The organism is Ralstonia pickettii, assembly GCF_000607165.1.
In the GTDB taxonomy this organism is placed as follows: Bacteria; Pseudomonadota; Gammaproteobacteria; order Burkholderiales; family Burkholderiaceae; genus Ralstonia; species Ralstonia holmesii.
This window is the reverse complement of the sequence record NZ_JFZG01000006.1, coordinates 411,575-435,817: the sequence shown is the minus strand read 5'-3', so window position 1 is coordinate 435,817 and position 24,243 is coordinate 411,575. Positions and strand designations below refer to the sequence as shown.

The window sequence follows — 24,243 nt, the reverse complement described above, 5'->3', positions numbered from 1 at the left end:
ACAAGGCAGGAAATGGCTCGCAAACCCTTATGGGGACTGGCTCGCCGGTTTTGTCCTCCCTCGCAGGGAACGTGCCCGGGGTTGACGATGCGTCGCTCGCGCGTATGAGGGGGAGGGGCTTGCGGCATGGTAAAATGTTCTGTTATTCGCGCAACCGCAGCGTCCCGCTGTGGGCACCACTGTGCTCACTAGGGGACCTCTCACCGTTCGCCCAATGGATCAATTCGCCAAAGAGACACTCCCGGTATCGCTCGAAGAAGAAATGCGCAGCTCGTACCTCGCTTACGCCATGAGCGTGATCGTGGGCCGCGCCCTTCCAGATGTGCGGGATGGTCTCAAGCCGGTGCATCGTCGTGCGTTGTACTCGATGCACGAGCTGAACAACGACTGGAATCGCCCCTATAAGAAGTCTGCCCGTATCGTCGGGGATGTGATTGGTAAGTATCACCCTCACGGCGACACTGCTGTATACGACACCATTGTGCGGATGGCGCAGAACTTCTCTCTGCGCTACATGCTGGTCGACGGCCAGGGCAACTTCGGCTCGGTCGATGGCGACAATGCCGCGGCGATGCGTTACACCGAAATCCGCCTGTCGAAGATCGCCCACGAACTGCTGGCCGACCTCGACAAGGAAACGGTCAATTTCGAGCCAAACTACGACGGTTCCGAAACTGAACCGTCTGTCCTGCCGGCCCGCATTCCCAACTTGCTGATCAATGGGTCGTCCGGGATCGCGGTGGGTATGGCGACGAACATTCCGCCGCACAACCTGAATGAAGTCGTTGATGGCTGCCTGCATTTGTTGCGCAACCCGGAAGCGACGGTCGATGAACTGATTGAGCTGATCCCGGCGCCGGATTTCCCGACGGCCGGCATCATCTACGGCATTTCGGGTGTGCGTGAAGGCTATCGCACCGGCCGCGGGCGCGTGGTGATGCGTGCCAAGACGCACTTCGAGGATATCGATCGGGGCCAACGCCAGGCGATCATCGTCGATGAACTGCCCTATCAAGTTAACAAGCGTACGCTGCTCGAGCGTATCGCCGAGCTGGTCACCGAAAAGCGCATCGAAGGCATTTCCGATATTCGCGACGAGTCGGACAAGTCTGGTATGCGCGTGGTGATCGAACTCAAGCGCGGCGAAGTGCCGGAGGTTGTGCTCAACAACCTCTATAAGAATACGCAGCTGCAGGACACGTTCGGTATGAACATGGTCGCGCTGGTCGACGGCCAGCCGCGTCTGCTGAACCTGCGTCAGATGCTCGAGTGCTTCCTGCTGCACCGCCGCGAGGTGGTGACGCGTCGCACGGTATTTGACCTGCGCAAGGCGCGCGAGCGTGGTCACATCCTGGAAGGTCTGGCCGTTGCACTCGCCAACATCGACGAATTCATCGCCATCATCAAGGCAGCTCCGACCCCCCCGGTTGCCAAGGCTGAGTTGATGACCCGCAGCTGGGATTCGGGCTTGGTGCGCGACATGCTCGTTCGCGCCGAGAGTGAAACCTCAGGCGGCGGTGGCGCCTACCGTCCGGAAGGCCTGCTGCCTGCATTCGGTATGCAAGGCGACGGCCTGTACAAGCTGTCGGATACGCAAGCGCAGGAAATCCTGCAGATGCGCCTGCAGCGCCTCACCGGACTGGAGCAGGACAAGATCGTTCAGGAATACCGCGAAGTGATGGCGCAGATCGCCGATCTGCTGGACATCCTGGCGCGGCCGGAACGCATTACCGCCATCATCGTCGATGAACTTACCGCGATCCGCGCGGAATTTGGCGATGAGCGTCGCTCGCAAATCGAGCACAATGCGACCGAGTTGGATACAGAAGACCTCATTACGCCGCAGGATCTGGTGGTGACGTTGTCACACAGCGGCTATATGAAGAGCCAGCCGATTTCCGAATACCGTGCGCAGAAGCGTGGCGGCCGCGGCAAGCAAGCTGCTGCGACGAAGGAAGACGACTGGATCGACACGCTATTTGTTGCCAACACGCATGACTACATCCTTTGCTTCTCGAATCGCGGCCGTCTGTACTGGCTGAAGGTCTGGGAGGTGCCGCAAGGCAGCCGTAACTCGCGCGGTCGTCCGATCGTCAATATGTTCCCGCTGTCACCGGGCGAGAAGATCAACGTGATCCTGCCGGTCAAGCAGTTCGACGAGCAGCACTTTGTGTTCATGGCCACCTCCAAGGGGACGGTCAAGAAGACAGCGTTGACGGAATTCTCGAACCCGCGCAAGGCCGGCATCATCGCGGTGGACCTGGACGAGGGCGATTTCCTGATCGGCGCGGACATTACCGATGGTCAGCATGACGTGATGCTGTTCTCCGACGCTGGCAAGGCGGTGCGTTTCGATGAGAACGACGTGCGGCCGATGGGTCGTCAGGCGCGCGGCGTTCGCGGTATGAACTTGGAAGAGAGCCAGCAAGTGATTGCCATGCTGGTCGCGCCAGCGGAAACCGAAGGCGACGGTGCCCAGTCGGGCGCTGGCAGCGTGCTGACCGCCACCGAGAACGGCTACGGTAAGCGCACGCCGATCTCGGAATACACGCGACATGGCCGCGGGACGAAGGGCATGATCGCCATCCAGACCTCCGAGCGTAACGGCAAGGTGGTGGCCGCCGCGCTGGTGGCGCCTGAAGACGAGATCATGCTGATCACGACGGGCGGCGTGCTGATCCGCACACGGGTGGACGAGATCCGTGAAATGGGTCGTGCCACGCAGGGCGTCACGCTCATCTCGGTGGGTGAGGGCAACAAGCTGTCCGGGCTGCAACGCGTGATGGAGTCCGATGCTGAAGGTGCGGACGGTGTTGAGGGTGCCGATGCGGCGGATGCCGCCCCGGGTGCCGATGCACAGGTGGATGACAGCAGCGAGACATAATTAGAAACATCTTTTGCTTGCCGTTAGGCGCAGTTCTGTCATGATGCCGGACCTGTGCGCGGCAAGGGCTTGGAACTTTTGCGTCACACGCCCGGCCTAAACGCAACGCTTATCTCAAGGGAGCAACAATGCACAAGAGTCTCAAACTCAAACATCTGATCGTAGTGGCCGGTTTCGCTCCGCTGTTTGCGTTCGCGCAGGCTGGCGACGCGGACAAGACGGCTGCCATCAAAGATCTGCTGACGACGATGAACGTTGATGCAGCCATCAAGGGTCAGGGTGAAGTGTTGGCCAATGGCGCTAAGCAGGAAGCCCCGCTAGTGCTGGAGCAGGCGCTGGTCGAGAACAAGACTCTGAACGACAAGCAGAAGCAAGCTGCTGTCGACAAGCTGAAGAAGAACGGCGCCGTGCAGCGCATGACCGACGGTGCTGGCAAGGATTTCGACACGGAAGCCTTCCGCAAGGACGCTCTGCAAGCCCACTATGACTCGCTGGGCAAGTACTACTCGACCCAGGAAATCAAAGATTTGACCACATTCCTGAAGACGCCGAGCGGCCAGAAGTTCATGGCCAACCAAGGCAAGGCCATGCAGGAAGTGTGGGGCAACGTGATGCAGAAGTACGGTCCGCAAGTCGGCAAGAAGATGCGCGACATGGCTGACAAGGAAGTTGCCGCCGCTGCGAAGTAATTAGCCGGCATAGGCGGACGATCGGGGCGCAATCCCCGTCGCCCTGCCAGTTGGTAGATAATGGCTGTTTGGGTTTGCGCCCAGACAGCCATTTTTCTTTTGCCCTTCGCCCTATGAACCAAGCGGATCGAGCCCTTCAAGCCAGCCAGGCGCGCGTGTACAACTTTTCGGCAGGTCCGGCGGTGTTGCCGCTCGAGGTGCTGGAACAGGCGAAAGAGGAGATGGTTTCCTGGCACGGCAGCGGCATGAGCGTGATGGAAATGAGCCATCGCGGCCGGGAATTTGAAAGCATCCTGGCAGCCGCGTTTGGCGATTTGCGGCAGTTGCTTGCGGTGCCGGACAACTACGAAATCCTCTTCCTGCAAGGCGGCGCCATCGCCGAAAACGCCATCGTGCCGCTGAACCTCATGCGTCGGCTGTCGGCGGATGCGCCGAAGGCTGACTACGTCGTCACCGGCACGTGGTCGGTCAAATCACAGCAAGAAGCGCGCAAGTATGGCGAGGTGAACATCGCTGCCACCAGCGAGGCCGAGCGCTTCCACAAGATCCCGGATGTATCGAGCTGGAAGTTGTCGTCGGACGCGGCCTACGTGCACCTGTGCACGAACGAAACCATTGTTGGCGTTGAATATCAGGAGACGCCAGACGTCGGTCAGGCGCACGGGCGTGTGGTGGTGTCCGACGTGTCGAGCCACATCCTCTCGCGGCCGATCGACTGGAGCGGCTATCAGGTCCTGTACGGCGGCGCGCAGAAAAACATCGGCCCTGCCGGCCTGACGATTGCCATCGTCCGCAAGGATCTTCTGGGGCACGCCCACCCGCTGTGCCCCTCGGCATTCAATTGGCGCCTCGTGGCCGAGAACGGCTCGATGTACAACACGCCGCCCACTTACGCCATCTACATCGCGGGGCTCGTGTTCCAGTGGATCAAGCGCCAGGGCGGGGTTGAGGCGCTGGAGACGCGCAACATCATCAAGTCGAAGATGCTGTACGACTTCATCGACGCCAGCAGCTTCTACCGCAACGAAATCCATCCGACGTGCCGTTCGCGCATGAACGTGCCGTTCTTCCTCAACGACGAGTCGCGCAACGAGGCGTTCCTCACGCAGGCGCGCGAGCGCGGGTTGGTGCAGCTCAAGGGCCACAAGTCCGTGGGCGGCATGCGGGCAAGCATCTACAACGCGATGCCGCTGGAAGGCGTAGAGGCGCTGGTCGACTTCATGCGTGAGTTTGAACGAGTGTCTGCGTAAGGCTGACTCTCAATCACGGCAGAACATTGCGCGAAGCGCCCGCTTCGCGCGGCAATTTGCAATCCGTTGCCGAACCAGATTCCTACAATGACCAGTCAGTCAGACGATACGAAGCAAAACAAGGACGCCGCATTGGCGGCGGAGCTTGCGCCGTTGCGCACGCAGATCGACGCAATTGACAACCAGCTGCTTACGCTGCTCTCCGACCGTGCCAAGGTGGCGCAGGCAGTGGGCGAGGTGAAGAAGCGCTATTCGTCACCGGCGTTCCGGCCGGACCGCGAGCTGCAGGTCATCCGCAAGATGCAGTCAGGCAACCAAGGGCCCCTGCACGACGAGAGCATCGCCGCCATCTGGCGCGAGGTGATGTCCGCCTGCCGTGGTCTGGAACAGGCCCTGCGCATCGGCTACCTCGGCCCGGCGGGCACGTTCTCGGAGCAGGCGGTGATCGCGCATTTCGGCCACGAGATCCAGCCGATGCCGTGCCCGAGCATCGACGAGGTGTTTCGTGCGGCGGAGTCCGGCACGGTCGATTGCGGTGTGGTGCCGGTCGAGAATTCGACGGAAGGCGTGGTGTCGCGCACGCTCGATCTGTTCTTGCAGACGTCGCTGAAGATCAGCGGCGAGATCGCGCTGCGGGTGCACCATAACTTGCTGCACAAGACGGGCGACATGTCGCAGGTGAAGGTGGTGCGTGCGCATGCGCAGGCGCTGGCCCAGTGCCAACGGTGGTTGAACACGAACTATCCGAATTTGCCCCGCGAGGCTGTGTCGAGCAACGCTGAGGCAGCGCGCATGGCTGGCGAGGACGAAACCGTTGCGGCGCTGGCAAGCGTGCAGGCGGCCAACCGCTACGGCCTACACGTGGTGCGTGCCAACGTAGAAGACGATCCGCACAACCGCACGCGCTTTGTCGTGATCGGCAACTACGAGACGGAGCCGAGCGGACGCGATCAGACATCGTTGATCCTGTCAGTGCCGAACGAGGCCGGCGCTGTCTACAAGTTGCTGGCGCCGTTGGCAGAGAACGGCGTGTCGATGTGCCGCTTCGAGTCGCGTCCGGCGCGCAGCGGCGCGTGGGAGTACTACTTCTACGTCGACGTAGAAGGCCATCAGCGTGACCCGCAGGTGGCGCGCGCGCTGGAAAAGCTGCGTCACGACGCGGCGTATTTCAAAGTGTTGGGGTCCTATCCCTCGGCACATTGAGGGATTCAAGGCGCTCTGCACGGGCAGAGCGTCGATAACAGAGGAGCACCCCATGTCTTTGCAGTTCGGCCCCGAGTATGTCCGCGCCATCGCCCCTTATGTGGCCGGCAAGCCGATTTCCGAAGTGGCACGCGAGTTTGGTCTGGATGCCGCGCGCATCGTCAAGCTGGCGTCCAACGAAAATCCGCTGGGCATGCCGCAGTCAGCCAAGAACGCGATGGCCTCGGCCATTGACGAGCTGGCGCGCTATCCGGACGCCAACGGCTTCAGCCTGAAGGCGGCGTTGCATGCCAGGTTTGGCGTGCCGGAAACATGGATCACGCTCGGCAACGGTAGCAATGACATCCTCGAACTGGCGGCGCGCGCGCTGGTATCGCCGGGGCAGGCTGTGATTTATGCGCAGCACTCTTTTGCCGTGTATGCGCTGGCAGCCCAGGAGGTGGGTGCGCGCGCCATCGAGGTGCCGGCTCGCGAGTACGGCCATGACCTCGATGCGATGGCCGCGGCAATTACGCCGGACACGCGTCTGATCTACATTGCCAACCCGAACAACCCTACCGGCACGTTTCTGTCGGCCGACGAGATTGCGGCGTTCCTGGCCAAGGTGCCGCCGACGGTCGTCGTCGTGCTGGACGAGGCGTACAACGAGTTCCTCAAGCCCGACCAGCAGTACGACTCCACTGCCTGGGTGCGCCAGTACCCGAACCTGCTGGTGTCGCGAACGTTCTCCAAGGCGTACGGGCTGGCTGGCTTGCGTGTCGGCTATGGCATCGCGCAGCCGCAGTTGACCGATCTGCTCAACCGCATCCGCCAGCCTTTCAACGTAAATAGCCTGGCGCAGGCCGCTGCTGTGGCGGCGCTCAATGACGCGGAATTCCTGCGGCAATCGGCTGAACTGAACGCTGCCGGCTACGTGCAGCTGACGAACGCGTTTGATCGGTTGGGCCTTCAGTACGTGCCGTCTTCGGGCAATTTTGTGCTGGTGCGCGTGGGCGATGACACTGGCGCCGGTGCGCGTGTGAACCTTGCGTTGCTCAAGCAAGGTGTGATCGTGCGTCCGGTCGGCAACTACGGCTTGCCGCAATGGCTGCGCATCAGCATCGGCTTGCCAGAAGAAAACGCCACCTTCATCGATGCACTCGAAGTGGCGCTGGCGCAGGAAAAAGCCGCCGCGTAACTTCTATCGCAACCGCTGCAGCGCCCCGTATCAGGCTCGGGCGCCGCGCACATCGGGCTACAATGCCGCTTTGCTTTTTTCTGGCAGGGCGGTGTTGTGGCCTCTTCTTTTTCCAGTTCCCGGTTGGTGATTGTCGGCGTCGGTCTGATCGGCGGTTCACTGGCGCTGGGCTTGCGTCGTGCGGGGGTGGTTGGGCATGTCGTAGGCGTCGGGCGATCGGCCGCGTCGCTTGAGGCGGCGATCCGTCTTGGCGTGATCGACGAAGCCTTGCCGATGGAAGAGGCCGTGCGCGGCGCCGACATGGTCGTGCTGTGCGCGCCCGTCGCGCAGACGCTGCCATTGTTGCTCGCCATGCAGCCGCATCTGGGCCCGGACACCATCGTCACGGATGCCGGCAGCACCAAGTCAGACGTCATCATGGCCGCCAAGACGGCGCTGGGGGATCAGGTCAGCCAGTTCGTTCCGGCCCACCCGATTGCCGGCCGCGAGTTGAACGGCGTGGAGGCTGCGCTGCCCGATCTCTATGTCGGCAAAAAGACCGTGCTTTGCCCCCTGCAGGAAAATCGGCGCAGCGACGTTGCCCGTGTGCAGGCGATGTGGGAGGCGGCGGGAGCGTATTGCCACATCATGTCGGCCGTGCAGCACGACGCCGTGTTCGCCGCCGTCAGCCACCTGCCGCACGTGCTGTCATATGCGCTGGTCGCGCAGATCATCAATGCAGAAGACGGGGCGCTCAAGCTCGATTTTGCCGGTGGCGGCTTCCGCGATTTCACGCGCATCGCCGCATCATCGCCCGAGATGTGGCGTGACATCTGCCTGTCGAATCGCGATGCGCTGCTGCGCGAACTCACAACGTACGAAGCGGTGATCGGGCGTCTGAAGGCGATGATTGCGGAGCGCGACGGTGTCGCGCTCGAGCGCGTGTTCCGCCGTGCCAGCGAAGCGCGCTTGGCGTGGCCGCAACGTGCGGCACCGGGAAATGCCACTGGCGCACAACCGGAATAACGTTTGTTTTGAACTGAGTGGATTCATGGAATATCTGGACGTCGGTCCGCTGAAGACGGCGCGCGGCACCATCAAGCTGCCGGGCTCGAAGAGCATCTCCAACCGTGTGCTGCTGCTGGCTGCACTCGCGCAGGGTGAAACCGCGGTGCGCGACCTGCTCGACTCTGACGACACGCGCGTCATGCTCGATGCGCTTGGCAAGCTGGGCGTCTCGGTCGAGGGCCTGGGCGACAACGCATACCGTGTCACCGGCACTGGCGGCCGCTTTCCGAACAAGTCGGCTGATCTGTTCATGGGCAACGCCGGCACAGCCATCCGCCCGCTGACGGCCGCGCTGGCGCTGCAAGGCGGCGAGTACACGCTGCACGGCGTGCCGCGCATGCACGAGCGGCCGATTGGGGACTTGGTCGACGGGCTGCGCCAAGTTGGCGCGCGCATCGACTACACGGGCAACGCTGGCTATCCGCCGCTGGCGATCCACGCCGCACCGGTCAAGATCGACGCACCGATCCGCGTGCGCGGCGATGTGTCAAGCCAGTTCCTGACGGCATTGCTGATGGCGCTGCCGCTGGTCGAGTCTGCCGGCAATGTCACCATCGAAGTGGTTGGCGAGTTGATTTCCAAGCCCTATATCGAGATTACGCTGAACCTGATGGCGCGCTTCGGCGTGCAGGTCGTGCGCGACGGCTGGGCGTCGTTCACCGTGCCGACCGGCGTTGCCTACAAGGCGCCGGGTGAGATCTTTGTGGAAGGCGATGCTTCGTCCGCGTCGTACTTCCTGGCCGCCGGCGCGCTTGGTGGTGGGCCGGTGCGTGTGGAGGGTGTGGGCATGTCTAGCATCCAGGGCGACGTCCGCTTTGCCGACGCGCTTAACCGCATGGGCGCCAACGTCATGGCCGGCGGCAACTGGATCGAAGTGCGGGGCGCCGAGCGGGACGACGGCAAGCTGCACGCCGTCGAGTTGGATTGCAATCACATTCCAGATGCGGCAATGACGCTGGCGGTGGCCGCACTGTTTGCCGACGGCACGACCACGCTGACCAATATTGCGAGCTGGCGCGTCAAGGAGACCGACCGGCTGAGCGCCATGGCTACGGAACTGCGCAAGCTTGGCGCCGAGGTGGAGGAGGGTCCCGACTACATTCGCGTGACGCCTCCGTCGCAATGGACCCCGCCGGCCGGCGGCATCGACACCTACGATGACCACCGCATGGCGATGGCTTTCTCACTGGCGGCGTTCGGCCCAGTGTCCGTGCGTATCAATGACCCGCGCTGCGTCGCCAAGACGTTCCCGGAATATTTCACGGCGTTCGGCGGCATCACCGCTTGAATCGCAATTAACTGCCCGAGTTCATCATGTCCGAAACCGCTGCTTCCATGCCGTATCCGGTCATCACCATCGACGGACCGACCGCATCTGGCAAGGGCACGGTCGCTCACCAGATCGCTGATCTGCTCGGTTTTCACCTGCTAGATAGCGGCTCGCTGTACCGATTGGTGGCGCTCGCCAGCATGCGCGAGAACATCGACGACCACGACGTTGAGAGTCTTGTGCGTATCGCACGCGAACTCGATGTGCGCTTCAAGGCAGATCACATCTGGCTCAAGGGCGAGGATGTGAGTTTGGCGCTGCGCCATGAGTCCGTTGGCAACCAAGCTTCGGCGATCGCCGTGCATGGCGCGGTGCGTGAGGCGTTGCACGCACGTCAGCGGGCGTTCTTGGAAGCGCCCGGTCTCGTGGCCGACGGCCGCGATATGGGCACGGTGGTTTTCCCCGAAGCGGTGCTCAAAGTGTTCCTGACGGCAAGCGTGCAGGCACGCGCCGAGCGGCGCTATAAACAATTGATTGCAAAGGGTTTTTCTGCTACAGTGGAAAGTCTTTCGCAGGACTTGGAGGCGCGTGATTTGCGGGATCGCACCCGTAGTGTCGCGCCGCTGCGTCCGGCGCAAGATGCGCGGCAACTGGATTCGTCCGACATGACGGTCGATGAAGTGGTCGCGCAGGTACTGGACTGGTACCGCCAAGTGCAGGGCGCCAACAAGGCGAACTGACTCGGCTGAACCGGTTCGATCGGTGCCGGTGGCATGTCGCCGCCGGCGGTTGTTCAACTTATAACCCCGCATGCGTGTCTTCGCCCATTCTGTGCGAAAGCAATGCGAGGCATGTTCTGCGGATGCCTATTTTTTATGTCCCAAACTAACGAATCTTTTGCCGCCCTGTTCGAAGAGTCGATCGCCAAGTCCAATATGAAGGCTGGCGAAGTGATCTCTGCGGAAGTTGTGCGTATCGACCACAACTTCGTCGTTGTGAACGCGGGCCTGAAGTCTGAAGCTTTTGTTCCGGTCGAAGAATTCCTGAACGACCAGGGCGAGCTGGAAGTGCAAGTCGGCGACTACGTTTCGGTCGCAATCGACGCGCTGGAAAACGGCTACGGCGACACCATCCTGTCGCGCGACAAGGCCAAGCGTCTGGCTTCGTGGCTGAACCTTGAGAAGGCACTGGAATCCGGCGAGATCATCTCCGGTACGGTGACTGGCAAGGTCAAGGGCGGCCTGACCGTCATGGTCAACGGTATTCGTGCATTCCTGCCGGGTTCGCTCGTCGACGTGCGTCCGATCAAGGACACCACGCCGTACGAAGGCAAGACCCTCGAATTCAAGGTCATCAAGCTGGACCGCAAGCGCAACAACGTTGTGCTGTCGCGCCGTGCCGTGGTTGAAGCTACGCTGGGCGAAGAGCGCCAGAAGCTGATGGAGACGCTCAAGGAAGGCGCGATCGTCAACGGTATCGTCAAGAACATCACCGACTACGGCGCGTTCGTGGATCTGGGTGGCATCGACGGTCTGCTGCACATCACCGACCTGGCATGGCGTCGTGTGCGTCACCCGAGCGAAGTGCTGTCGGTTGGCCAGGAAATCACCGCCAAGATCCTCAAGTTCGACCAAGAGAAGAACCGCGTTTCGCTGGGCGTCAAGCAACTGGGCGAAGATCCGTGGGTCGGCATCTCGCGCCGCTACCCGCAAGGCACCCGTCTGTTCGGCAAGGTGACCAACCTGACCGACTACGGCGCATTCGTCGAGATCGAAGCTGGTATCGAAGGCCTGGTCCACGTGTCGGAAATGGACTGGACCAACAAGAACGTGGCCCCGTCGAAGGTTGTCCAACTGGGCGACGAAGTGGAAGTCATGGTTCTGGATATCGACGAAGACAAGCGTCGTATCAGCCTGGGCATGAAGCAGTGCAAGGCCAACCCGTGGGACGATTTCGCACGCAACCAGAAGAAGGGCGACAAGCTGGCTGGCCAGATCAAGTCGATCACCGACTTCGGCGTGTTCATCGGTCTGCCGGGCGGCATTGACGGCCTGGTGCACCTGTCGGACCTGTCGTGGCAAGAGACTGGCGAAGAAGCCGTTCGCAAGTACAAGAAGGGCGACGAAGTGGAAGCTGTTGTGCTGGCCATCGACGTCGACAAGGAACGCATCTCGCTGGGTATCAAGCAACTGTCGGGCGACCCGTTCAACAACTTCATCTCGACCAATGACAAGGGTTCGATCGTGCAGGTCACGATCAAGGCCGTTGATCCGAAGGGTGCCGTGGTGCAGCTGGCTGACGACGTTGAAGGCTACCTGCGCGCCTCGGAAATCTCGAGCGACCGCGTGGAAGATGCCCGCAACGTGCTGAAGGAAGGCGAAACGATGACCGCGATGATCGTCAACATCGATCGCAAGTCGCGCAACATCAACGTCTCCATCAAGGCGAAGGACAGCGCTGACCAACAGGAAGCGATGCAGAAGTTCTCGGCGGATACCGGCGCAGCTGGTACCACGAACCTCGGCGCGCTCCTGAAGGCCAAGCTGAACGAAACCAATCAGTAAGCATCAACCGGGTCGACCCTAAAGAACGACGAGGACGCGCGCAAGATGCCCATGACCAAGTCCGAACTCGTGGAAAAGCTGGCCGCCCGCTTCCCGCAGCTGCTGCTGCGGGATGCCGATATCGCGGTCAAGACGATCCTGGATGCGATGTCCGACGCCTTGGCGGACGGCCACCGCATCGAGATCCGCGGATTCGGAAGTTTCGGTCTGAATCGTCGTCCGCCGCGTGTCGGTCGCAATCCCAAGTCGGGCGAGAAGGTGCTGGTACCCGAGAAGCGGGTGCCGCACTTCAAGGCAGGCAAGGAGTTGCGCGAACGGGTTGACCGCAGCCTGGAGCGACAAGGCGAGCCTTCTTCGGAGGGCGAGCCTGCCGTGTCGCTTGCGGCTGTAAAGGCCGTGCGACAGACTGACAGCACCCGCCAGACTGCCGGTTTTCCGGTAGACACGGTGGTGCCGCTAGCCATGTCGCGCTAAGCCTAGGTAGCACTTGGTAGTTTCAAGAACGCCCCGCTTGTCGGGGCGTTTTTTATTCCGACGATGCTTGTCTGCCGCCAAGCCCGGCGTGGCTGGCCGCCATATGAATCCGCTACAATGCGGCACAACCCGGCAATCGCGCCGTTTCCGGCTGTTCACCGCCGTCCGTTTCCGAATCCGCATGAAATTTCTCGTCTGGGTCATCCGCATTCTGTTGTTCGTGCTGCTCTTCGTGCTGGCACTGCACAACACGGCGGAAGTCTCGCTCGTGCTCCCGTTTGGCGTGGTCTGGCATGCACCGTTGATCCTGATCGCCTTGGCATTCTTCGTCGCCGGCATCTTGTTGGCCATGCTGGCGATGGCACCGCGCGTGATGCGGCATCGCTTTACGGCAAGCCGCTTGCGTCGCCAGATCGGTCGCATGAAGAAGGCCGAAGAGGTGACCGAGGTGCCGACGCCCGTGGTCGCCGATTCTCCGTATCACGTTCCCGGCCCCAAGGTCTGACGCATGGATTTTGATCTCTGGTGGCTGCTGGCCATCCCCCTGGTGTTTGGCTTGGGCTGGGTGGCTGCTCGGCTCGATGCCCGCCAGTTGCGCACCGAACAATCGTCGCTGCCGCGTTCGTATTTCAAGGGTCTGAATTTCCTGCTCAACGAGCAGCCGGACAAGGCCATCGACGCTTTCATTGAAGTTGCGCGTCTCGACCCGGAGACCACGGAGCTGCACTTTGCGCTCGGTAGCCTGTTCCGCCGGCGCGGCGAAACCGAACGCGCTATCCGCGTTCACCAAAATCTCGTCAACCGTCCCGATCTACCCCCCAATGAGCGCGATCACGCGTTGTTTGAACTGGGACAGGATTTCCTGCGCGCGGGCCTGCTGGATCGCGCAGAGGAATCCCTGCGGATGCTGATGGAAGGCACATTCGCCGAGCCGGCCAAGCGCGTGCTGCTCGAGTTGTACGAAATCGAGAAGGAGTGGCGCAAGGCCATTGACGCAGCGCGCGAATTGCAAAAGCTGCAAGGCAAGGATTACGCCGTGCAGATTGCGCAGTTCTGCTGCGAGGTCGCGCAGGAAGCGCTGCAGCGCAAGGACGTGCCGACTGCCGTCGAGTGGCTGGAACGTGCCCTGCAGGAAAATCCCAAGAACGTGCGCGCTACCATCCAGTTGGGCGATGTGGCGCAAGGGCGGGGCGATGTTGAAGGCGCCATCAAGCGTTGGCGCAGCATTGAACAACAAAACACGGCGTTCTTGCCGCTGGTGGCTGAACGCCTGATGAAGGCGTACACGCAGCTTGGCCGTGCCGCCGAGGGACTCGCTTGGCTGCGCTCCAAGATGGATGCGCGCCTGGGCCCCGAACTGCTCGACACCGTCTACAAATACGAACTGGATGTCCACGGTATCGACGATGCCGTGGCGCTGATGCGCGACCAGATCCGTCGTCAGCCCTCGTTGATGGCGTTGACGCGGCTGGTGGAAGCCGAAGCGACACGGGCGTCTGAGGCGGTTGGCCATGAAGCGCCCGCGACGGCCGATGTAGCCGAAAGTGCGCTGGCAGACCCCGTTGAAGCGGGCAGCAATGCCGACATTCAGCGCGCGCAGGATCTCGGCGCCATTCGCGATCTGCTGCAAAGCCGTACGCGCAATCTGGCGCGCTATACCTGCCAGGAGTGTGGTTTCCGGGCGCGGTTGTTCTATTGGCAATGCCCCGGCTGCAACCGCTGGGAAACGTATGCACCGCGCCGGACCGAGACGCTCGGCGGCAGCGGCGGCGCCAGCATGTAACTCAGTCCGGCGTGGCGTGTTTGTAGCGGCCGCGCTGGCGCTTTTTTAATCTTTAAGTGTTCGTATGAAAATCACCATCATCGGTAGCGGTTATGTCGGTCTGGTCACCGGCGCTTGTCTGGCAGAGCTGGGCAACGATGTGTTCTGCCTCGACGTCGACCAGAAGAAGATCGATCTGCTCAACGCCGGCGGCGTGCCCATCTACGAACCGGGTCTGAAGGAGCTGATCGAGCGCAATCGCGCGGCCGGCCGCATCCAGTTTTCGACCGACGTGGCTGCCAGCGTGGCGCACGGCGACGTGCAGTTCATTGCTGTGGGCACGCCGCCAGATGAAGACGGTTCGGCCGACCTGAAGTACGTGCTCGCGGCCGCCCGCAACATCGCCCAGCACATGACGGGCTTTAAGGTGATCGTCGACAAATCGACGGTGCCGGTGGGAACGGGCGACAAGGTGCGCGCTGCGGTTGGTGAAGTACTGGCAACGCGCGGCAAGTCGGACGTCGGCTTCTCGGTGGTGTCGAACCCGGAGTTCCTGAAAGAAGGCGCCGCGGTGGACGATTTCATGCGCCCGGACCGCATCGTGCTCGGCACGTATGGCGATAACGACGGCCTACGCGCCAAGGCCATCATGCGCACCCTCTACGCGCCGTTCAACCGCAACCACGAACGCACGTTCTACATGGACGTGCGCTCCGCCGAGTTCACCAAGTACGCCGCCAATTCAATGCTTGCCACGCGCATCTCGTTCATGAACGAGATGGCCAATCTGGCCGACAAGGTGGGCGCGGATATCGAACTCGTTCGCCTGGGCATCGGCTCAGACCCGCGTATCGGCTACAGCTTTCTCTACGCCGGCACTGGTTACGGCGGTTCGTGCTTCCCGAAGGATGTGCAGGCGCTGGTGCGCACGGCGCAGGAGTACGGTCAGACGCTGCACGTGCTGGAAGCCGTTGAAGCGGTCAACGACAAGCAGAAGGAAGTGCTGGTCGACAAGATCGAAGACCGCATGGGCGCCGACCTGACCGGCCGCACCTTCGCCATTTGGGGCTTGGCTTTCAAGCCGAACACCGACGACATGCGCGAAGCACCGAGCCGCATCCTGATTGCTGCGCTGCTGGCGCGTGGCGCGCGGGTGCAAGTGTATGACCCGGTTGCGATGGAAGAAGCCCGCCACGCGTTGGCACTCGATCTTTCTGCCGAGCAACTGGAACGTGTGACGTTCTGTGCCGGTCAGATGGACGCGCTCAAGAATGCCGACGCGCTGGTCATCGTGACCGAGTGGAAGGCGTTCCGTAGCCCGGATTTCAACGCCGTGAAGGCCCTGTTGAAGACCCCGATGGTGTTCGACGGCCGCAACCTGTTCGAGCCGCAAGCCATGCGCGACGCGGGCTTTGAATACCAGGCCATCGGGCGCTCCACCCAATCGTAATCACCGAGACCCACCGGCCGCTGCCGACGCCCAGACCCATGACCACGCTCGCTTCCGAACAGATCCACGCCGCCCGCATTCTCGTGGTCGGCGACATGATGCTCGACCGCTACTGGTTTGGAGACGTCGATCGGATTTCGCCGGAAGCACCGGTACCGGTCGTGCAGATCAAGCGTCAGGAAGAACGCCTGGGTGGTGCCGCCAACGTGGCGCGCAACGTGGCGGCACTGGGCGCGCAGGCCACCATGCTCGGGGTGATTGGCGACGACGAGCCGGGCCGCACCATCGAAACGCTGCTTGGCGAGAGCCACGTTACGGGTCACCTGCATCGTGACCCGGCGGTCAACACGACGATCAAGCTGCGCGTGCTGGCACGTCAGCAACAATTGATTCGCGTCGATTTTGAGAACGCGCCCACGCACGAAGTGCTGATGTCGGTGCTTGATCGTTTCGCCACGCTAGTGCCGCAGCACGATGTGGTGGTGCTGTCGGACTACGGTAAGGGCGGTCTCACGCACGTCGGCAAGATGATCGAGACGTCGCGCCAAGCGGGCCGCCGCGTGCTGGTCGACCCGAAGGGCGATGACTATTCGCGCTACAAGGGTGCCACCATGATTACGCCCAACCGTGCCGAGATGCGCCAGGTGGTGGGTTCATGGAAATCGGAGCAGGACCTCACCATCCGTGCACAGAACCTGCGTCGCGAGTTGCAGCTCGAGGCGCTGTTGCTCACCCGCTCGGAAGAAGGCATGACGCTCTACACGGAGCACGAGGTGCTGCACGTGTCGGCGCAGGCGCGCGAAGTGTTCGACGTCTCCGGCGCCGGCGATACCGTGATCGCCACACTGGCCACGCTGCTGGGCGCGGGCGCCAACATCAAGGAAGCCGTGCAGTACGCGAATCGCGCAGGCGGCATCGTGGTCGGCAAGCTGGGCACGGCTGTCGTCACCCACGCAGAACTCTTCAACTGATCACCTGATCAACGGATCATGACCATCATCGTCACCGGCGCGGCAGGCTTTATCGGCGCCAACATCGTCAAAGGCCTGAACGAGCGCGGCGAGACCGACATCATCGCCGTCGACAACCTCACGCGGGCCGACAAGTTCAAGAACATCGTCGACTGCCAGATCAGCGACTACCTGGACAAGACCGATTTTGTCGAACGCTTTGCCCGCGGCGAGTTCGGCAAGGTCCGCGCGATCTTCCATGAGGGCGCCTGCTCCGACACCATGGAGACCGATGGCCGCTACATGATGGACAACAATTACCGCTACTCGCTGGCGGTGATGCGCGCGTGCCTGGACCAAGGCGTGCAGTTCCTCTATGCGTCGTCGGCAGCCACATACGGCGCGTCGGAAACGTTCCGCGAAGAGCCCGAGTTCGAGCGGCCGCTCAACGTGTACGGCTATTCCAAGCTGCTGTTCGACCAGATCGTGCGCCGTGTCATGCCGACGGCGCTGTCGCAGATCGTCGGCTTCCGCTACTTCAACGTCTACGGTCCGCGCGAGCAGCACAAGGGTCGCATGGCGTCTGTGGCGTTCCACAACTTCAACCAATTCCGCGCAGAAGGTACCGTCAAGCTGTTCGGCGAGTACAACGGCTACCCGCAAGGTGGCCAAATGCGCGATTTCGTGTCCGTGGAAGATGTGGTGAAGGTCAACCTGTTCTTCTTCGACAATCCGGACAAGTCGGGCATCTTCAACCTCGGTACGGGCCGCGCGCAGCCGTTCAACGACATCGCCACGACGGTCGTGAACACGTTGCGCGCAGCGGAAGGCAAACCGGCGCTTTCCACCGAAGAACTGGCACAGGAAGGCCTGATCGAGTACGTGAAATTTCCGGATGCGTTGCGCGGCAAGTACCAGTGCTTCACGCAGGCGGACCAGTCGCGCCTGCGCGCGGCGGGCTACACGGCGCCGTTCCTGACGGTCCAGGAAGGCGTCGAACGTTACTGCGAGTGGCTGTTGAAGCAGCCGGCCTGATCGCATAGCACCTCAACAATAAGACAGCGTGTGACTTTTTGTCCGCGCGCTGCAGCATCGCCAAGATGCTCTTTAAGATGTGCCGAAACCGCCGCTCACGTGGCGGTTTTTTTGTTCCCTATACCAAGGAGAAGCACATGTTGAAGAAGTTGTTGGCCACTGCATTGATGTCGCTGTCGATGCTGTCGGTCTCGTGGGCCGCGGTAGATGTGAATACTGCAGATCATGCTGCGCTCGAGACGCTGTCCGGCATCGGTCCCAAGCGTTCCAAGTCGATCATTGAAGAGCGCACCAAGAACGGTCCGTACAAGGACGCCGCCGACTTCAAGGCTCGCGTGTCCGGCATTGGCGACAAGACGCTCGTCAAGCTGGAGAACGAAGGTTTGACGTTCGGTGCTCCGGCAGCGGCGCCGGCCACAGCCAAGAAGGACGGCAAGGACGCGAAGAAGAAATAAGTCTGCGATCATCTGCCGACAACGCCCTGCCCCGAGCGGGGCGTTTTGCCATGTGCGGGGGAGGGATTTGGGCTGCATTACAATGCTCTGATTCCCGTCCCCCACGCATCATGGCCTATCTCACCATTGAAGACACCATCGGCAACACGCCGCTGGTTCAGCTCCAGCGCATTCCCGGCGAAGGCAACGCGCGCCGCGGCAATGTCATCCTCGGCAAACTCGAGGGCAATAACCCCGCCGGTTCGGTCAAGGATCGCCCTGCGCTGTCCATGATCAAGCACGCCGAAGCGCGTGGCCGCATCAAGCCGGGCGACACGCTGATCGAATCCACGTCGGGCAACACAGGCATTGCCCTGGCCATGGCCGCCGCCGTGCGTGGCTACAAGATGGTGCTGATCATGCCGGAAGACCTGTCGGTGGAACGCCGCCAAAGCATGGCCGCTTATGGCGCGGAGATCATCCTCACCCCCGTCAAGGGCGGCATGGAATACGCACGCGATCTGGCCGATGCAATGGAAAAGGAAGGTAAGGGCGTCATCCTCGATCAGTTTGCCAACCCGGACAACCCGCTCGCGCACTACGAGACCACCGGCCCTGAACTGTGGCGCGACACCGAAGGCCGCATCACGCATTTCGTTTCGGCGATGGGCACGACGGGCACGATTACCGGTGTCTCGCGCTTCCTGAAAGAGAAGAACGCCGACATCCAGATCGTGGGCGCACAGCCGGAAGAAGGCTCACGCATCCCGGGCATCCGCAAGTGGCCCGAGGCGTACATGCCGAAGATCTACGATCCGAAGTACATCGATCGCACCGAGCCGGTAAGTCAGTCCGATGCCGAGCACATGGCGCGTCGCATGGCTCGCGAAGAAGGCATCTTCTGTGGAATATCTGCGGCGGGTGCCTTGTGCGTGGCGCTGCGCGTGGCCGAGGAAGTCGAAAACGCGACGATCGCTTTCGTGGTGTGCGACCGAGGCGATCGCTACTTGTCGACGGGTGTCTTTCCCGCCTGACGACACGCCGCGTCGCCATGAAAAAAGCGCAGCCGAAGCTGCGCTTTTTTTTGCGTGGGCGACGGATCACCCCTCCATCGCCTGCCGTACGGCTTGGCCCAGCTCATACACCGCGGCCGCGTAGAAGAAGCTGCGGTTGTAGCGCGTGAGCACGTAGAAGTTACGCAGGCCGACGCGGTATTCGGTTGGCTGCCCAGGCGTGGGCAGATCGATCATCAGCACTTCGGTTTCCTGCTCACGGGCGGCATCGACGCCCGGAGCCAGGGCCAGACCAGCGCGTGTGAGCCTGGACAACGTCATGCCAGGATACGGCTGGCCGTCTGCGGCCGCTGCCGCAATGCCCTGGCTGTCGGTATCGCCGGCAATGTTCCACATCACAGGGCGGTTCGGCTCCCAGCCGTGCATCTGCAGGAAGCGCGCGACGCTGCCGATGGCATCCACCGCACTGTTGCGCAGGTCGATATGGCCGTCGCGGTCGTAATCGACGGCGTATTCGCGGATGCTGGTCGGCATGAACTGCGGAATGCCGACTGCGCCCGCATATGAGCCAAGGACCGAGAACGCATCCGCGCCCGTGTCGCGGCACCAGAGCAGGAAGTCCTTGAGTTGGTTGCGGAACATCGTGCTGCGGTCTTCGCGGTTGGGCGTGTCGGGATAGTCGAAGGCCAGCGTGGACAACGCGTCCATCACGCGGAAATTGCCCATGTCTCGGCCGTAGATCGTCTCGACGCCCAGGATGCCCACGATCACGTCGGCCGGCACGCCGAATTCGTTCTCGGCGCGGCGCAGTGTGTCGCCGTATTGCTGCCAGAACCGCACGCCTGCGCCAATGCGGATCGGCTCGATGAAGCGGCCGCGATAGGCCGTCCAACTGCGACGCGCGGGCGTGGCCGGAGGCAGGATCAGGCGCGCCACCGTTGCGGAATAGGCCGTGCCCGCGAACAGCGTATCGAGCGATGTCCGGTCAAAGTTGTGCTGCGCGACCAGCATGCCGATAAAGGCCTGCGTTTGTGGGTTGTTGCGATAACGATCGGGGTCGATCTCTTCTTCATGCACCGCTACGCGGCGCTTGGGCGACTTGGCAGCTTTCTTGGCAGCCAGCGAGAGCGCCGGGAAAGAGAGCGCGGAGAGCGCTGCGCCAGCCACCAGGGCGCGCAATATGGGACGACGGGAAGAAGGCGATTGGCTCATGGGCAGGCTTCATACGGGATCGGGGCATTGTAGCGGATGCCTCTGCTGGATCGCCCAGGGTGCGCGGCGTTGTCGCGCAGCCGTGCTAACGTAGCGGCTGGAGACACTGAAGCACACCGGATCACAACAACATGGCGACCGGCCTCTACACGCATCCCGAATTCCTCCGGCACGAGATGGGACCGCACCATCCCGAATGCCCGGACCGCCTGCGCGCGATCGAAGACCAGCTCATCGCCAGCCGCATCGACGACCTGCTCGTTCCCTGCGAGGCGCCGCCCGCCACCGAGGCGCAGCTGTGTCGCGTCCATCGCACCGAATACGTGCGCGAGTTGGTGGCCAGCGTGCCGATTGCCGGCTATATGCCGATCGATCCCGACACCTCGATGAACCCGCACACTTATATGGCCGCAGTACTGGCCGCAGGTGCCGCGGTGGACGCCACCGACAAGGTTATCGCCGGCGAGCTGGAGAACGCATTCTGCAGCGTGCGCCCACCTGGTCATCATGCGGAACCGGGCCGTGCGATGGGGTTCTGCTTCTTCAACAACGTGGCTGTGGCCGCGCGTCATGCGCTGGACCATCACGGCTTGCAACGCGTGGCGATCGTCGACTTTGACGTGCACCACGGCAACGGCACTGAAGCGGCGTTCATCGATGAGCCGCGCGTGTTGATGTGCAGCATCTTCCAGCACCCGTTCTATCCGTATTCCGGCACGGAGGCGGTGGCGGCCAATATGGTGAACATCCCGCTGCCGGCCTACACGAACGGTTTGACCGTACGCGAAGTGGTGGAGACCATTTGGGTGCCTCGCTTGGAGGCGTTCCAGCCCGAAATGCTGTTCATCTCCGCCGGTTTCGATGCGCACCGCGAAGACGATCTCGGACAGATGGGCCTGGTCGAGGCCGACTACGCGTGGATCACGAAGCAACTCATGCAAGTGGCCCGCACGCACGCCAAGGGCCGCATTGTCAGTTGCCTCGAAGGCGGCTACAACCTCAGCGCGCTGGGCCGCAGCGTGGTGGCACATGTCAAGGCGCTGGCTGAGCTTTGAGCGCTCAACGATGACGAATCGTCGATGACATTCGAAAAAGTAATAAAGACATCGTTAAAGAATCGTTCCTCGCATGTAGGGCCTGCCTTACACTAGCGCCTCATTCAAACAAAAAAGAGACGGCAACGGCCTAGGCACAGGGCGGTTGCCGTTTTTGTCTGTACGCATGATCGAACTCAAGGGGATATCGCAGCACTTCCGGGGGGCGGGCGGCCATGACGTCCACGCGCTGCGCGAGGTGGACCTCACCATCGACCGGGGAGAAATCTTCGGCATCATCGGCCGCAGTGGTGCGGGCAAGAGCACGCTGGTCCGCGTCATCAATCTCCTGAACCGCCCAACGTCTGGCACTGTCACCGTGGCGGGGCAGGAACTCACCGCACTCAATGCCGACGGCCTGCGCCAAGCGCGCCGCAAGATCGGCATGATCTTCCAGCACTTCAACTTGCTGTCGTCACGCACCGTGTACGACAACGTGGCCCTGCCGCTGGAGTTGGCCGGTACGTCGCGTGAACGCATACGCGAGATCGTGTTGCCGCTGCTGGAACTGGTGGGCCTGTCTGCGCATAAGGACCGCTACCCCGCGCAGATTTCTGGTGGCCAGAAGCAGCGCGTTGGCATCGCCCGCGCGCTGGCCAGCCAGCCGGATGTGCTGCTCTCCGACGAGGCGACCTCCGCGCTGGACCCGGAGACGACGCGCTCGATTCTTGACCTGCTGCGCAAGATCAACCGCGAACTGGGTCTGACCATCGTGCTGATTACGCACCAGATGGAAGTCATCAAGCAGGTGTGCGACCGTGTGGCGGTGCTCGACGCTGGCCTGGTGGTGGAACTGGGCCGCGTGATCGACGTGTTCCTGAAGCCCGAGCATGACGTGACGCGCGCTCTCATCGGCGAGGTGATCTCGCAGGAATTGCCGGCCTCCGTTCTGGCGCGCGTGGAAAGCCGTCTCACCGCACGTGAGCACGGTGGTCGTGATCATCTGTTCCGCCTCGCCTTTACCGGCGCAGGCGTAGACCAGCCGGTGCTGGCGCAGGCGATCCGCAACTACGGGCTCGACTTCAACATCCTGCACGGCCATATCGACGAAATTCAGGGCCAGGCCTTTGGCTCGCTGGCGATCCTGGCGTCGGGCGAAACCGCCGACATCAATAACGCGATGAACTTCCTGCGCGAGCAAGGCGTGGTGGTCGAGGAGATCAATCATGTGGTCTGACCTGACCGATCTGTTCCTGCCGGCCTTCTGGGAAACGCTCGCCATGGTGGGCGTGTCGGGCGGCATTGGCGCGCTGTTTGGCGTGCCGCTGGGCGTGCTGCTGTATCTGACGACTTCGGGCGGCGTGCTGTCGGCGCCGATGTTCAACCGCGTGGCAGGCCTTGTCGTCAACGCCGTGCGCTCGGTGCCGTTCATCATCCTGCTGGTCGCGGTGATTCCGTTCACACGCTTGTTGGCGGGCTCGTCCATCGGCACCGCCGCGGCCATCGTGCCGCTGACGATTGCTGCGATTCCCTTTGTTGCACGCCTGGTTGAGACCGCGTTGCGCGAAGTGGACCGCGGCCTGATCGAGGCCGCCCAATCGATGGGTGCGACGACGGGTCAACTCGTCTACAAGGTGCTGTTGCCCGAGGCGATGCCGGGCATTCTCGCCGGCCTGACGATCACCTTCGTCAGTCTTGTCGGCTACTCGGCCATGGCCGGCACCATCGGCGGCGGCGGCCTGGGCGATCTGGGCATTCGCTACGGCTATCAACGCTACGAATCGGACATCATGTTGGCGGTTGTCGTCATCCTGATCGTTTTTGTGCAGGCAGTGCAATCGACGGGCGATTGGCTCGTGCGCCGCCTGAGCCACCGTTAATCACCCAATCGACAGACACAACGAGGAAACACAATGAATCGCCGTCAACTGCTGCAATGGTCCGCGAGCCTTGGTGCCGCACTGGCGTTGGTCTCAGGCAGCGCCCTGGCGCAGAGCAAGCCGATCAAGATCGGCGTGACCGCCGGCCCGCACGCAGAGATCATGGAAGAAGTGAAGAAGGTCGCCGAGAAGGACGGCCTGAAGCTCCAGATCGTCGAGTTCAACGATTACATCCAGCCGAACGCCGCCCTGGCTGCCGGTGATCTGGATGCCAACAGCTATCAGCACCAGCCGTATCTGGACGACCAGATTGCCACGCGCGGCTACAAGTTCGTAAGCGTTGGCCAGACCATCACCTTCCCGATGGGTATCTACTCGAAGAAGATCAAGTCGCTGAAGGAGCTGAAGGACGGTGCGCGCTTCGGCCTGCCGAACGATCCGACCAACGGAGGCCGCGCGCTCTTGCTGCTGCAATCGCAAGGCGTGATCAAGCTCAAGCCGAACGCCGGTTTCAAGGCCTCGCCCCGGGACGTGGCCGAGAACCCGAAGAAGCTGAAGTTTGTCGAGTTGGATGCCGCGCAACTGCCGCGCTCGCTGGATGATCTGGATGCCGCCGCTATCAACGGCAACTACGCCGAGAAGGCCAACCTGGACCCGACCAAGGACGGCATTGCCATCGAAAGCCCGAAAGGCCCGTATGCCAACGTGATCGCCATCCGCGCTGTCGACAAGGACCAACCCTGGGTCGCCAAGCTGGTGAAGGCGTATCATTCGGACGCCGTGAAGTCCTTCGTCAAGACGAAGTACAAAGATGCGGTGATTGTGGCCTGGTAATCACTTTGTGATTTCTCGGTGACCCGGTAGAGGGTTCTACCGAACAGATTGCCGGACGTTTGACTGGCGTCCGGCAAATTT

At 62.0% G+C, this 24,243-nt stretch carries 22 protein-coding genes; 21 read left to right on the top strand and 1 reads right to left on the bottom strand.

The window, feature by feature from the left end; genetic code table 11:
• The first annotated feature begins 214 nt into the window (after positions 1 to 214).
• The 17 genes from gyrA to cysM all read left to right on the top strand — a co-directional run bounded on the left by gyrA (position 215) and on the right by cysM (position 19,223).
• Positions 215 to 2,884, top strand: coding sequence for a DNA gyrase subunit A (gene gyrA, locus BG83_RS0108300; RefSeq protein ID WP_024976273.1), 2,670 nt, complete (start codon positions 215 to 217; stop codon positions 2,882 to 2,884).
• Between the two features lie 128 nt (positions 2,885 to 3,012).
• On the top strand, positions 3,013 to 3,573 hold the full coding sequence (locus BG83_RS0108295) for a DUF2059 domain-containing protein (RefSeq protein ID WP_012761551.1): 561 nt from the start codon (positions 3,013 to 3,015) through the stop codon (positions 3,571 to 3,573).
• Between the two features lie 113 nt (positions 3,574 to 3,686).
• On the top strand, positions 3,687 to 4,823 hold the full coding sequence (gene serC, locus BG83_RS0108290; protein WP_024976272.1) for a 3-phosphoserine/phosphohydroxythreonine transaminase: 1,137 nt from the start codon (positions 3,687 to 3,689) through the stop codon (positions 4,821 to 4,823).
• An 87-nt stretch (positions 4,824 to 4,910) separates the two neighbouring features.
• On the top strand, positions 4,911 to 6,026 hold the full coding sequence (gene pheA, locus BG83_RS0108285) for a prephenate dehydratase (protein ID WP_024976271.1): 1,116 nt from the start codon (positions 4,911 to 4,913) through the stop codon (positions 6,024 to 6,026).
• 52 nt (positions 6,027 to 6,078) lie between these two features.
• Positions 6,079 to 7,203 carry a histidinol-phosphate transaminase gene (gene hisC, locus BG83_RS0108280; protein ID WP_024976270.1) on the top strand — a complete coding sequence of 375 codons (1,125 nt, stop codon included), beginning with the start codon at positions 6,079 to 6,081 and terminating at the stop codon, positions 7,201 to 7,203.
• A gap of 96 nt (positions 7,204 to 7,299) precedes the next feature.
• The gene (locus tag BG83_RS0108275) at positions 7,300 to 8,208 is read left to right on the top strand and encodes a prephenate dehydrogenase (RefSeq protein ID WP_024976269.1); all 909 of its coding nucleotides are present in this window, start codon (positions 7,300 to 7,302) and stop codon (positions 8,206 to 8,208) included.
• 25 nt (positions 8,209 to 8,233) lie between these two features.
• Positions 8,234 to 9,538, top strand: a complete 1,305-nt coding sequence (aroA, locus tag BG83_RS0108270; protein ID WP_024976268.1) for a 3-phosphoshikimate 1-carboxyvinyltransferase — start codon at positions 8,234 to 8,236, stop codon at positions 9,536 to 9,538.
• 26 nt (positions 9,539 to 9,564) lie between these two features.
• Entirely contained in the window at positions 9,565 to 10,260 is a 696-nt protein-coding gene (cmk, locus tag BG83_RS0108265) for a (d)CMP kinase (protein ID WP_024976267.1), read from the top strand.
• A gap of 135 nt (positions 10,261 to 10,395) precedes the next feature.
• Positions 10,396 to 12,084, top strand: coding sequence for a 30S ribosomal protein S1 (gene rpsA / locus BG83_RS0108260; protein ID WP_004629196.1), 1,689 nt, complete (start codon positions 10,396 to 10,398; stop codon positions 12,082 to 12,084).
• A gap of 45 nt (positions 12,085 to 12,129) precedes the next feature.
• A complete protein-coding gene (locus BG83_RS0108255; RefSeq protein WP_024976266.1) occupies positions 12,130 to 12,558 on the top strand; it encodes an integration host factor subunit beta in 429 nt (142 codons plus the stop codon).
• A gap of 181 nt (positions 12,559 to 12,739) precedes the next feature.
• Entirely contained in the window at positions 12,740 to 13,063 is a 324-nt protein-coding gene (locus BG83_RS0108250) for a LapA family protein (protein ID WP_004629192.1), read from the top strand.
• A 3-nt stretch (positions 13,064 to 13,066) separates the two neighbouring features.
• The gene (gene lapB / locus BG83_RS0108245) at positions 13,067 to 14,341 is read left to right on the top strand and encodes a lipopolysaccharide assembly protein LapB (RefSeq protein ID WP_024976265.1); all 1,275 of its coding nucleotides are present in this window, start codon (positions 13,067 to 13,069) and stop codon (positions 14,339 to 14,341) included.
• Positions 14,342 to 14,405: 64 nt separating this feature from the next.
• Positions 14,406 to 15,770 (top strand): UDP-glucose dehydrogenase family protein, encoded by a 1,365-nt coding sequence (locus tag BG83_RS0108240; RefSeq protein WP_024976264.1) that lies wholly within the window; start codon positions 14,406 to 14,408, stop codon positions 15,768 to 15,770.
• 38 nt (positions 15,771 to 15,808) lie between these two features.
• Positions 15,809 to 16,741, top strand: coding sequence for a D-glycero-beta-D-manno-heptose-7-phosphate kinase (rfaE1, locus tag BG83_RS0108235; RefSeq protein WP_024976263.1), 933 nt, complete (start codon positions 15,809 to 15,811; stop codon positions 16,739 to 16,741).
• An 18-nt stretch (positions 16,742 to 16,759) separates the two neighbouring features.
• The gene (rfaD, locus tag BG83_RS0108230; protein WP_024976262.1) at positions 16,760 to 17,755 is read left to right on the top strand and encodes an ADP-glyceromanno-heptose 6-epimerase; all 996 of its coding nucleotides are present in this window, start codon (positions 16,760 to 16,762) and stop codon (positions 17,753 to 17,755) included.
• Positions 17,756 to 17,892: 137 nt separating this feature from the next.
• The gene (locus BG83_RS0108225; protein WP_024976261.1) at positions 17,893 to 18,210 is read left to right on the top strand and encodes a ComEA family DNA-binding protein; all 318 of its coding nucleotides are present in this window, start codon (positions 17,893 to 17,895) and stop codon (positions 18,208 to 18,210) included.
• 110 nt (positions 18,211 to 18,320) lie between these two features.
• Positions 18,321 to 19,223: a cysteine synthase CysM gene (cysM, locus tag BG83_RS0108220; RefSeq protein WP_024976260.1), complete on the top strand. Its 903-nt coding sequence runs from the start codon at positions 18,321 to 18,323 to the stop codon at positions 19,221 to 19,223.
• Positions 19,224 to 19,289: 66 nt separating this feature from the next.
• Here the strand turns inward: cysM and mltB are convergent, their stop codons facing one another.
• Positions 19,290 to 20,414 carry a lytic murein transglycosylase B gene (gene mltB / locus BG83_RS0108215; protein ID WP_024976259.1) on the bottom strand — a complete coding sequence of 375 codons (1,125 nt, stop codon included), beginning with the start codon at positions 20,412 to 20,414 and terminating at the stop codon, positions 19,290 to 19,292.
• A 131-nt stretch (positions 20,415 to 20,545) separates the two neighbouring features.
• Between mltB and BG83_RS0108210 the strand changes: the two genes are divergently transcribed.
• The 4 genes from BG83_RS0108210 to BG83_RS0108195 all read left to right on the top strand — a co-directional run bounded on the left by BG83_RS0108210 (position 20,546) and on the right by BG83_RS0108195 (position 24,162).
• Positions 20,546 to 21,469 (top strand): histone deacetylase family protein, encoded by a 924-nt coding sequence (locus BG83_RS0108210; protein ID WP_024976258.1) that lies wholly within the window; start codon positions 20,546 to 20,548, stop codon positions 21,467 to 21,469.
• Between the two features lie 166 nt (positions 21,470 to 21,635).
• Complete coding sequence (locus tag BG83_RS0108205; protein ID WP_024976257.1) at positions 21,636 to 22,685, top strand: methionine ABC transporter ATP-binding protein; 1,050 nt, start codon at positions 21,636 to 21,638, stop codon at positions 22,683 to 22,685.
• Positions 22,675 to 23,328 carry a methionine ABC transporter permease gene (locus BG83_RS0108200; RefSeq protein WP_024976256.1) on the top strand — a complete coding sequence of 218 codons (654 nt, stop codon included), beginning with the start codon at positions 22,675 to 22,677 and terminating at the stop codon, positions 23,326 to 23,328. Before BG83_RS0108205 ends, BG83_RS0108200 begins: the two co-directional genes overlap by 11 nt.
• Before the next feature lie 33 nt (positions 23,329 to 23,361).
• Positions 23,362 to 24,162, top strand: coding sequence for a MetQ/NlpA family ABC transporter substrate-binding protein (locus BG83_RS0108195; protein ID WP_024976255.1), 801 nt, complete (start codon positions 23,362 to 23,364; stop codon positions 24,160 to 24,162).
• Positions 24,163 to 24,243 lie beyond the last annotated feature (81 nt).

Bases quoted from the DNA above. Each gene is read 5' to 3' on its own strand.
- gyrA (WP_024976273.1), top strand. From the start codon at position 215: ATGGATCAATTCGCCAAAGAGACACTCCCGGTATCGCTCGAAGAAGAA.
- BG83_RS0108295 (WP_012761551.1), top strand. From the start codon at position 3,013: ATGCACAAGAGTCTCAAACTCAAACATCTGATCGTAGTGGCCGGTTTC.
- serC (WP_024976272.1), top strand. From the start codon at position 3,687: ATGAACCAAGCGGATCGAGCCCTTCAAGCCAGCCAGGCGCGCGTGTAC.
- pheA (WP_024976271.1), top strand. From the start codon at position 4,911: ATGACCAGTCAGTCAGACGATACGAAGCAAAACAAGGACGCCGCATTG.
- hisC (WP_024976270.1), top strand. From the start codon at position 6,079: ATGTCTTTGCAGTTCGGCCCCGAGTATGTCCGCGCCATCGCCCCTTAT.
- aroA (WP_024976268.1), top strand. From the start codon at position 8,234: ATGGAATATCTGGACGTCGGTCCGCTGAAGACGGCGCGCGGCACCATC.
- cmk (WP_024976267.1), top strand. From the start codon at position 9,565: ATGTCCGAAACCGCTGCTTCCATGCCGTATCCGGTCATCACCATCGAC.
- rpsA (WP_004629196.1), top strand. From the start codon at position 10,396: ATGTCCCAAACTAACGAATCTTTTGCCGCCCTGTTCGAAGAGTCGATC.
- BG83_RS0108255 (WP_024976266.1), top strand. From the start codon at position 12,130: ATGCCCATGACCAAGTCCGAACTCGTGGAAAAGCTGGCCGCCCGCTTC.
- BG83_RS0108250 (WP_004629192.1), top strand. From the start codon at position 12,740: ATGAAATTTCTCGTCTGGGTCATCCGCATTCTGTTGTTCGTGCTGCTC.
- lapB (WP_024976265.1), top strand. From the start codon at position 13,067: ATGGATTTTGATCTCTGGTGGCTGCTGGCCATCCCCCTGGTGTTTGGC.
- BG83_RS0108240 (WP_024976264.1), top strand. From the start codon at position 14,406: ATGAAAATCACCATCATCGGTAGCGGTTATGTCGGTCTGGTCACCGGC.
- rfaE1 (WP_024976263.1), top strand. From the start codon at position 15,809: ATGACCACGCTCGCTTCCGAACAGATCCACGCCGCCCGCATTCTCGTG.
- rfaD (WP_024976262.1), top strand. From the start codon at position 16,760: ATGACCATCATCGTCACCGGCGCGGCAGGCTTTATCGGCGCCAACATC.
- BG83_RS0108225 (WP_024976261.1), top strand. From the start codon at position 17,893: ATGTTGAAGAAGTTGTTGGCCACTGCATTGATGTCGCTGTCGATGCTG.
- cysM (WP_024976260.1), top strand. From the start codon at position 18,321: ATGGCCTATCTCACCATTGAAGACACCATCGGCAACACGCCGCTGGTT.
- mltB (WP_024976259.1), bottom strand. From the start codon at position 20,414: ATGAGCCAATCGCCTTCTTCCCGTCGTCCCATATTGCGCGCCCTGGTG.
- BG83_RS0108210 (WP_024976258.1), top strand. From the start codon at position 20,546: ATGGCGACCGGCCTCTACACGCATCCCGAATTCCTCCGGCACGAGATG.
- BG83_RS0108205 (WP_024976257.1), top strand. From the start codon at position 21,636: ATGATCGAACTCAAGGGGATATCGCAGCACTTCCGGGGGGCGGGCGGC.
- BG83_RS0108200 (WP_024976256.1), top strand. From the start codon at position 22,675: ATGTGGTCTGACCTGACCGATCTGTTCCTGCCGGCCTTCTGGGAAACG.
- BG83_RS0108195 (WP_024976255.1), top strand. From the start codon at position 23,362: ATGAATCGCCGTCAACTGCTGCAATGGTCCGCGAGCCTTGGTGCCGCA.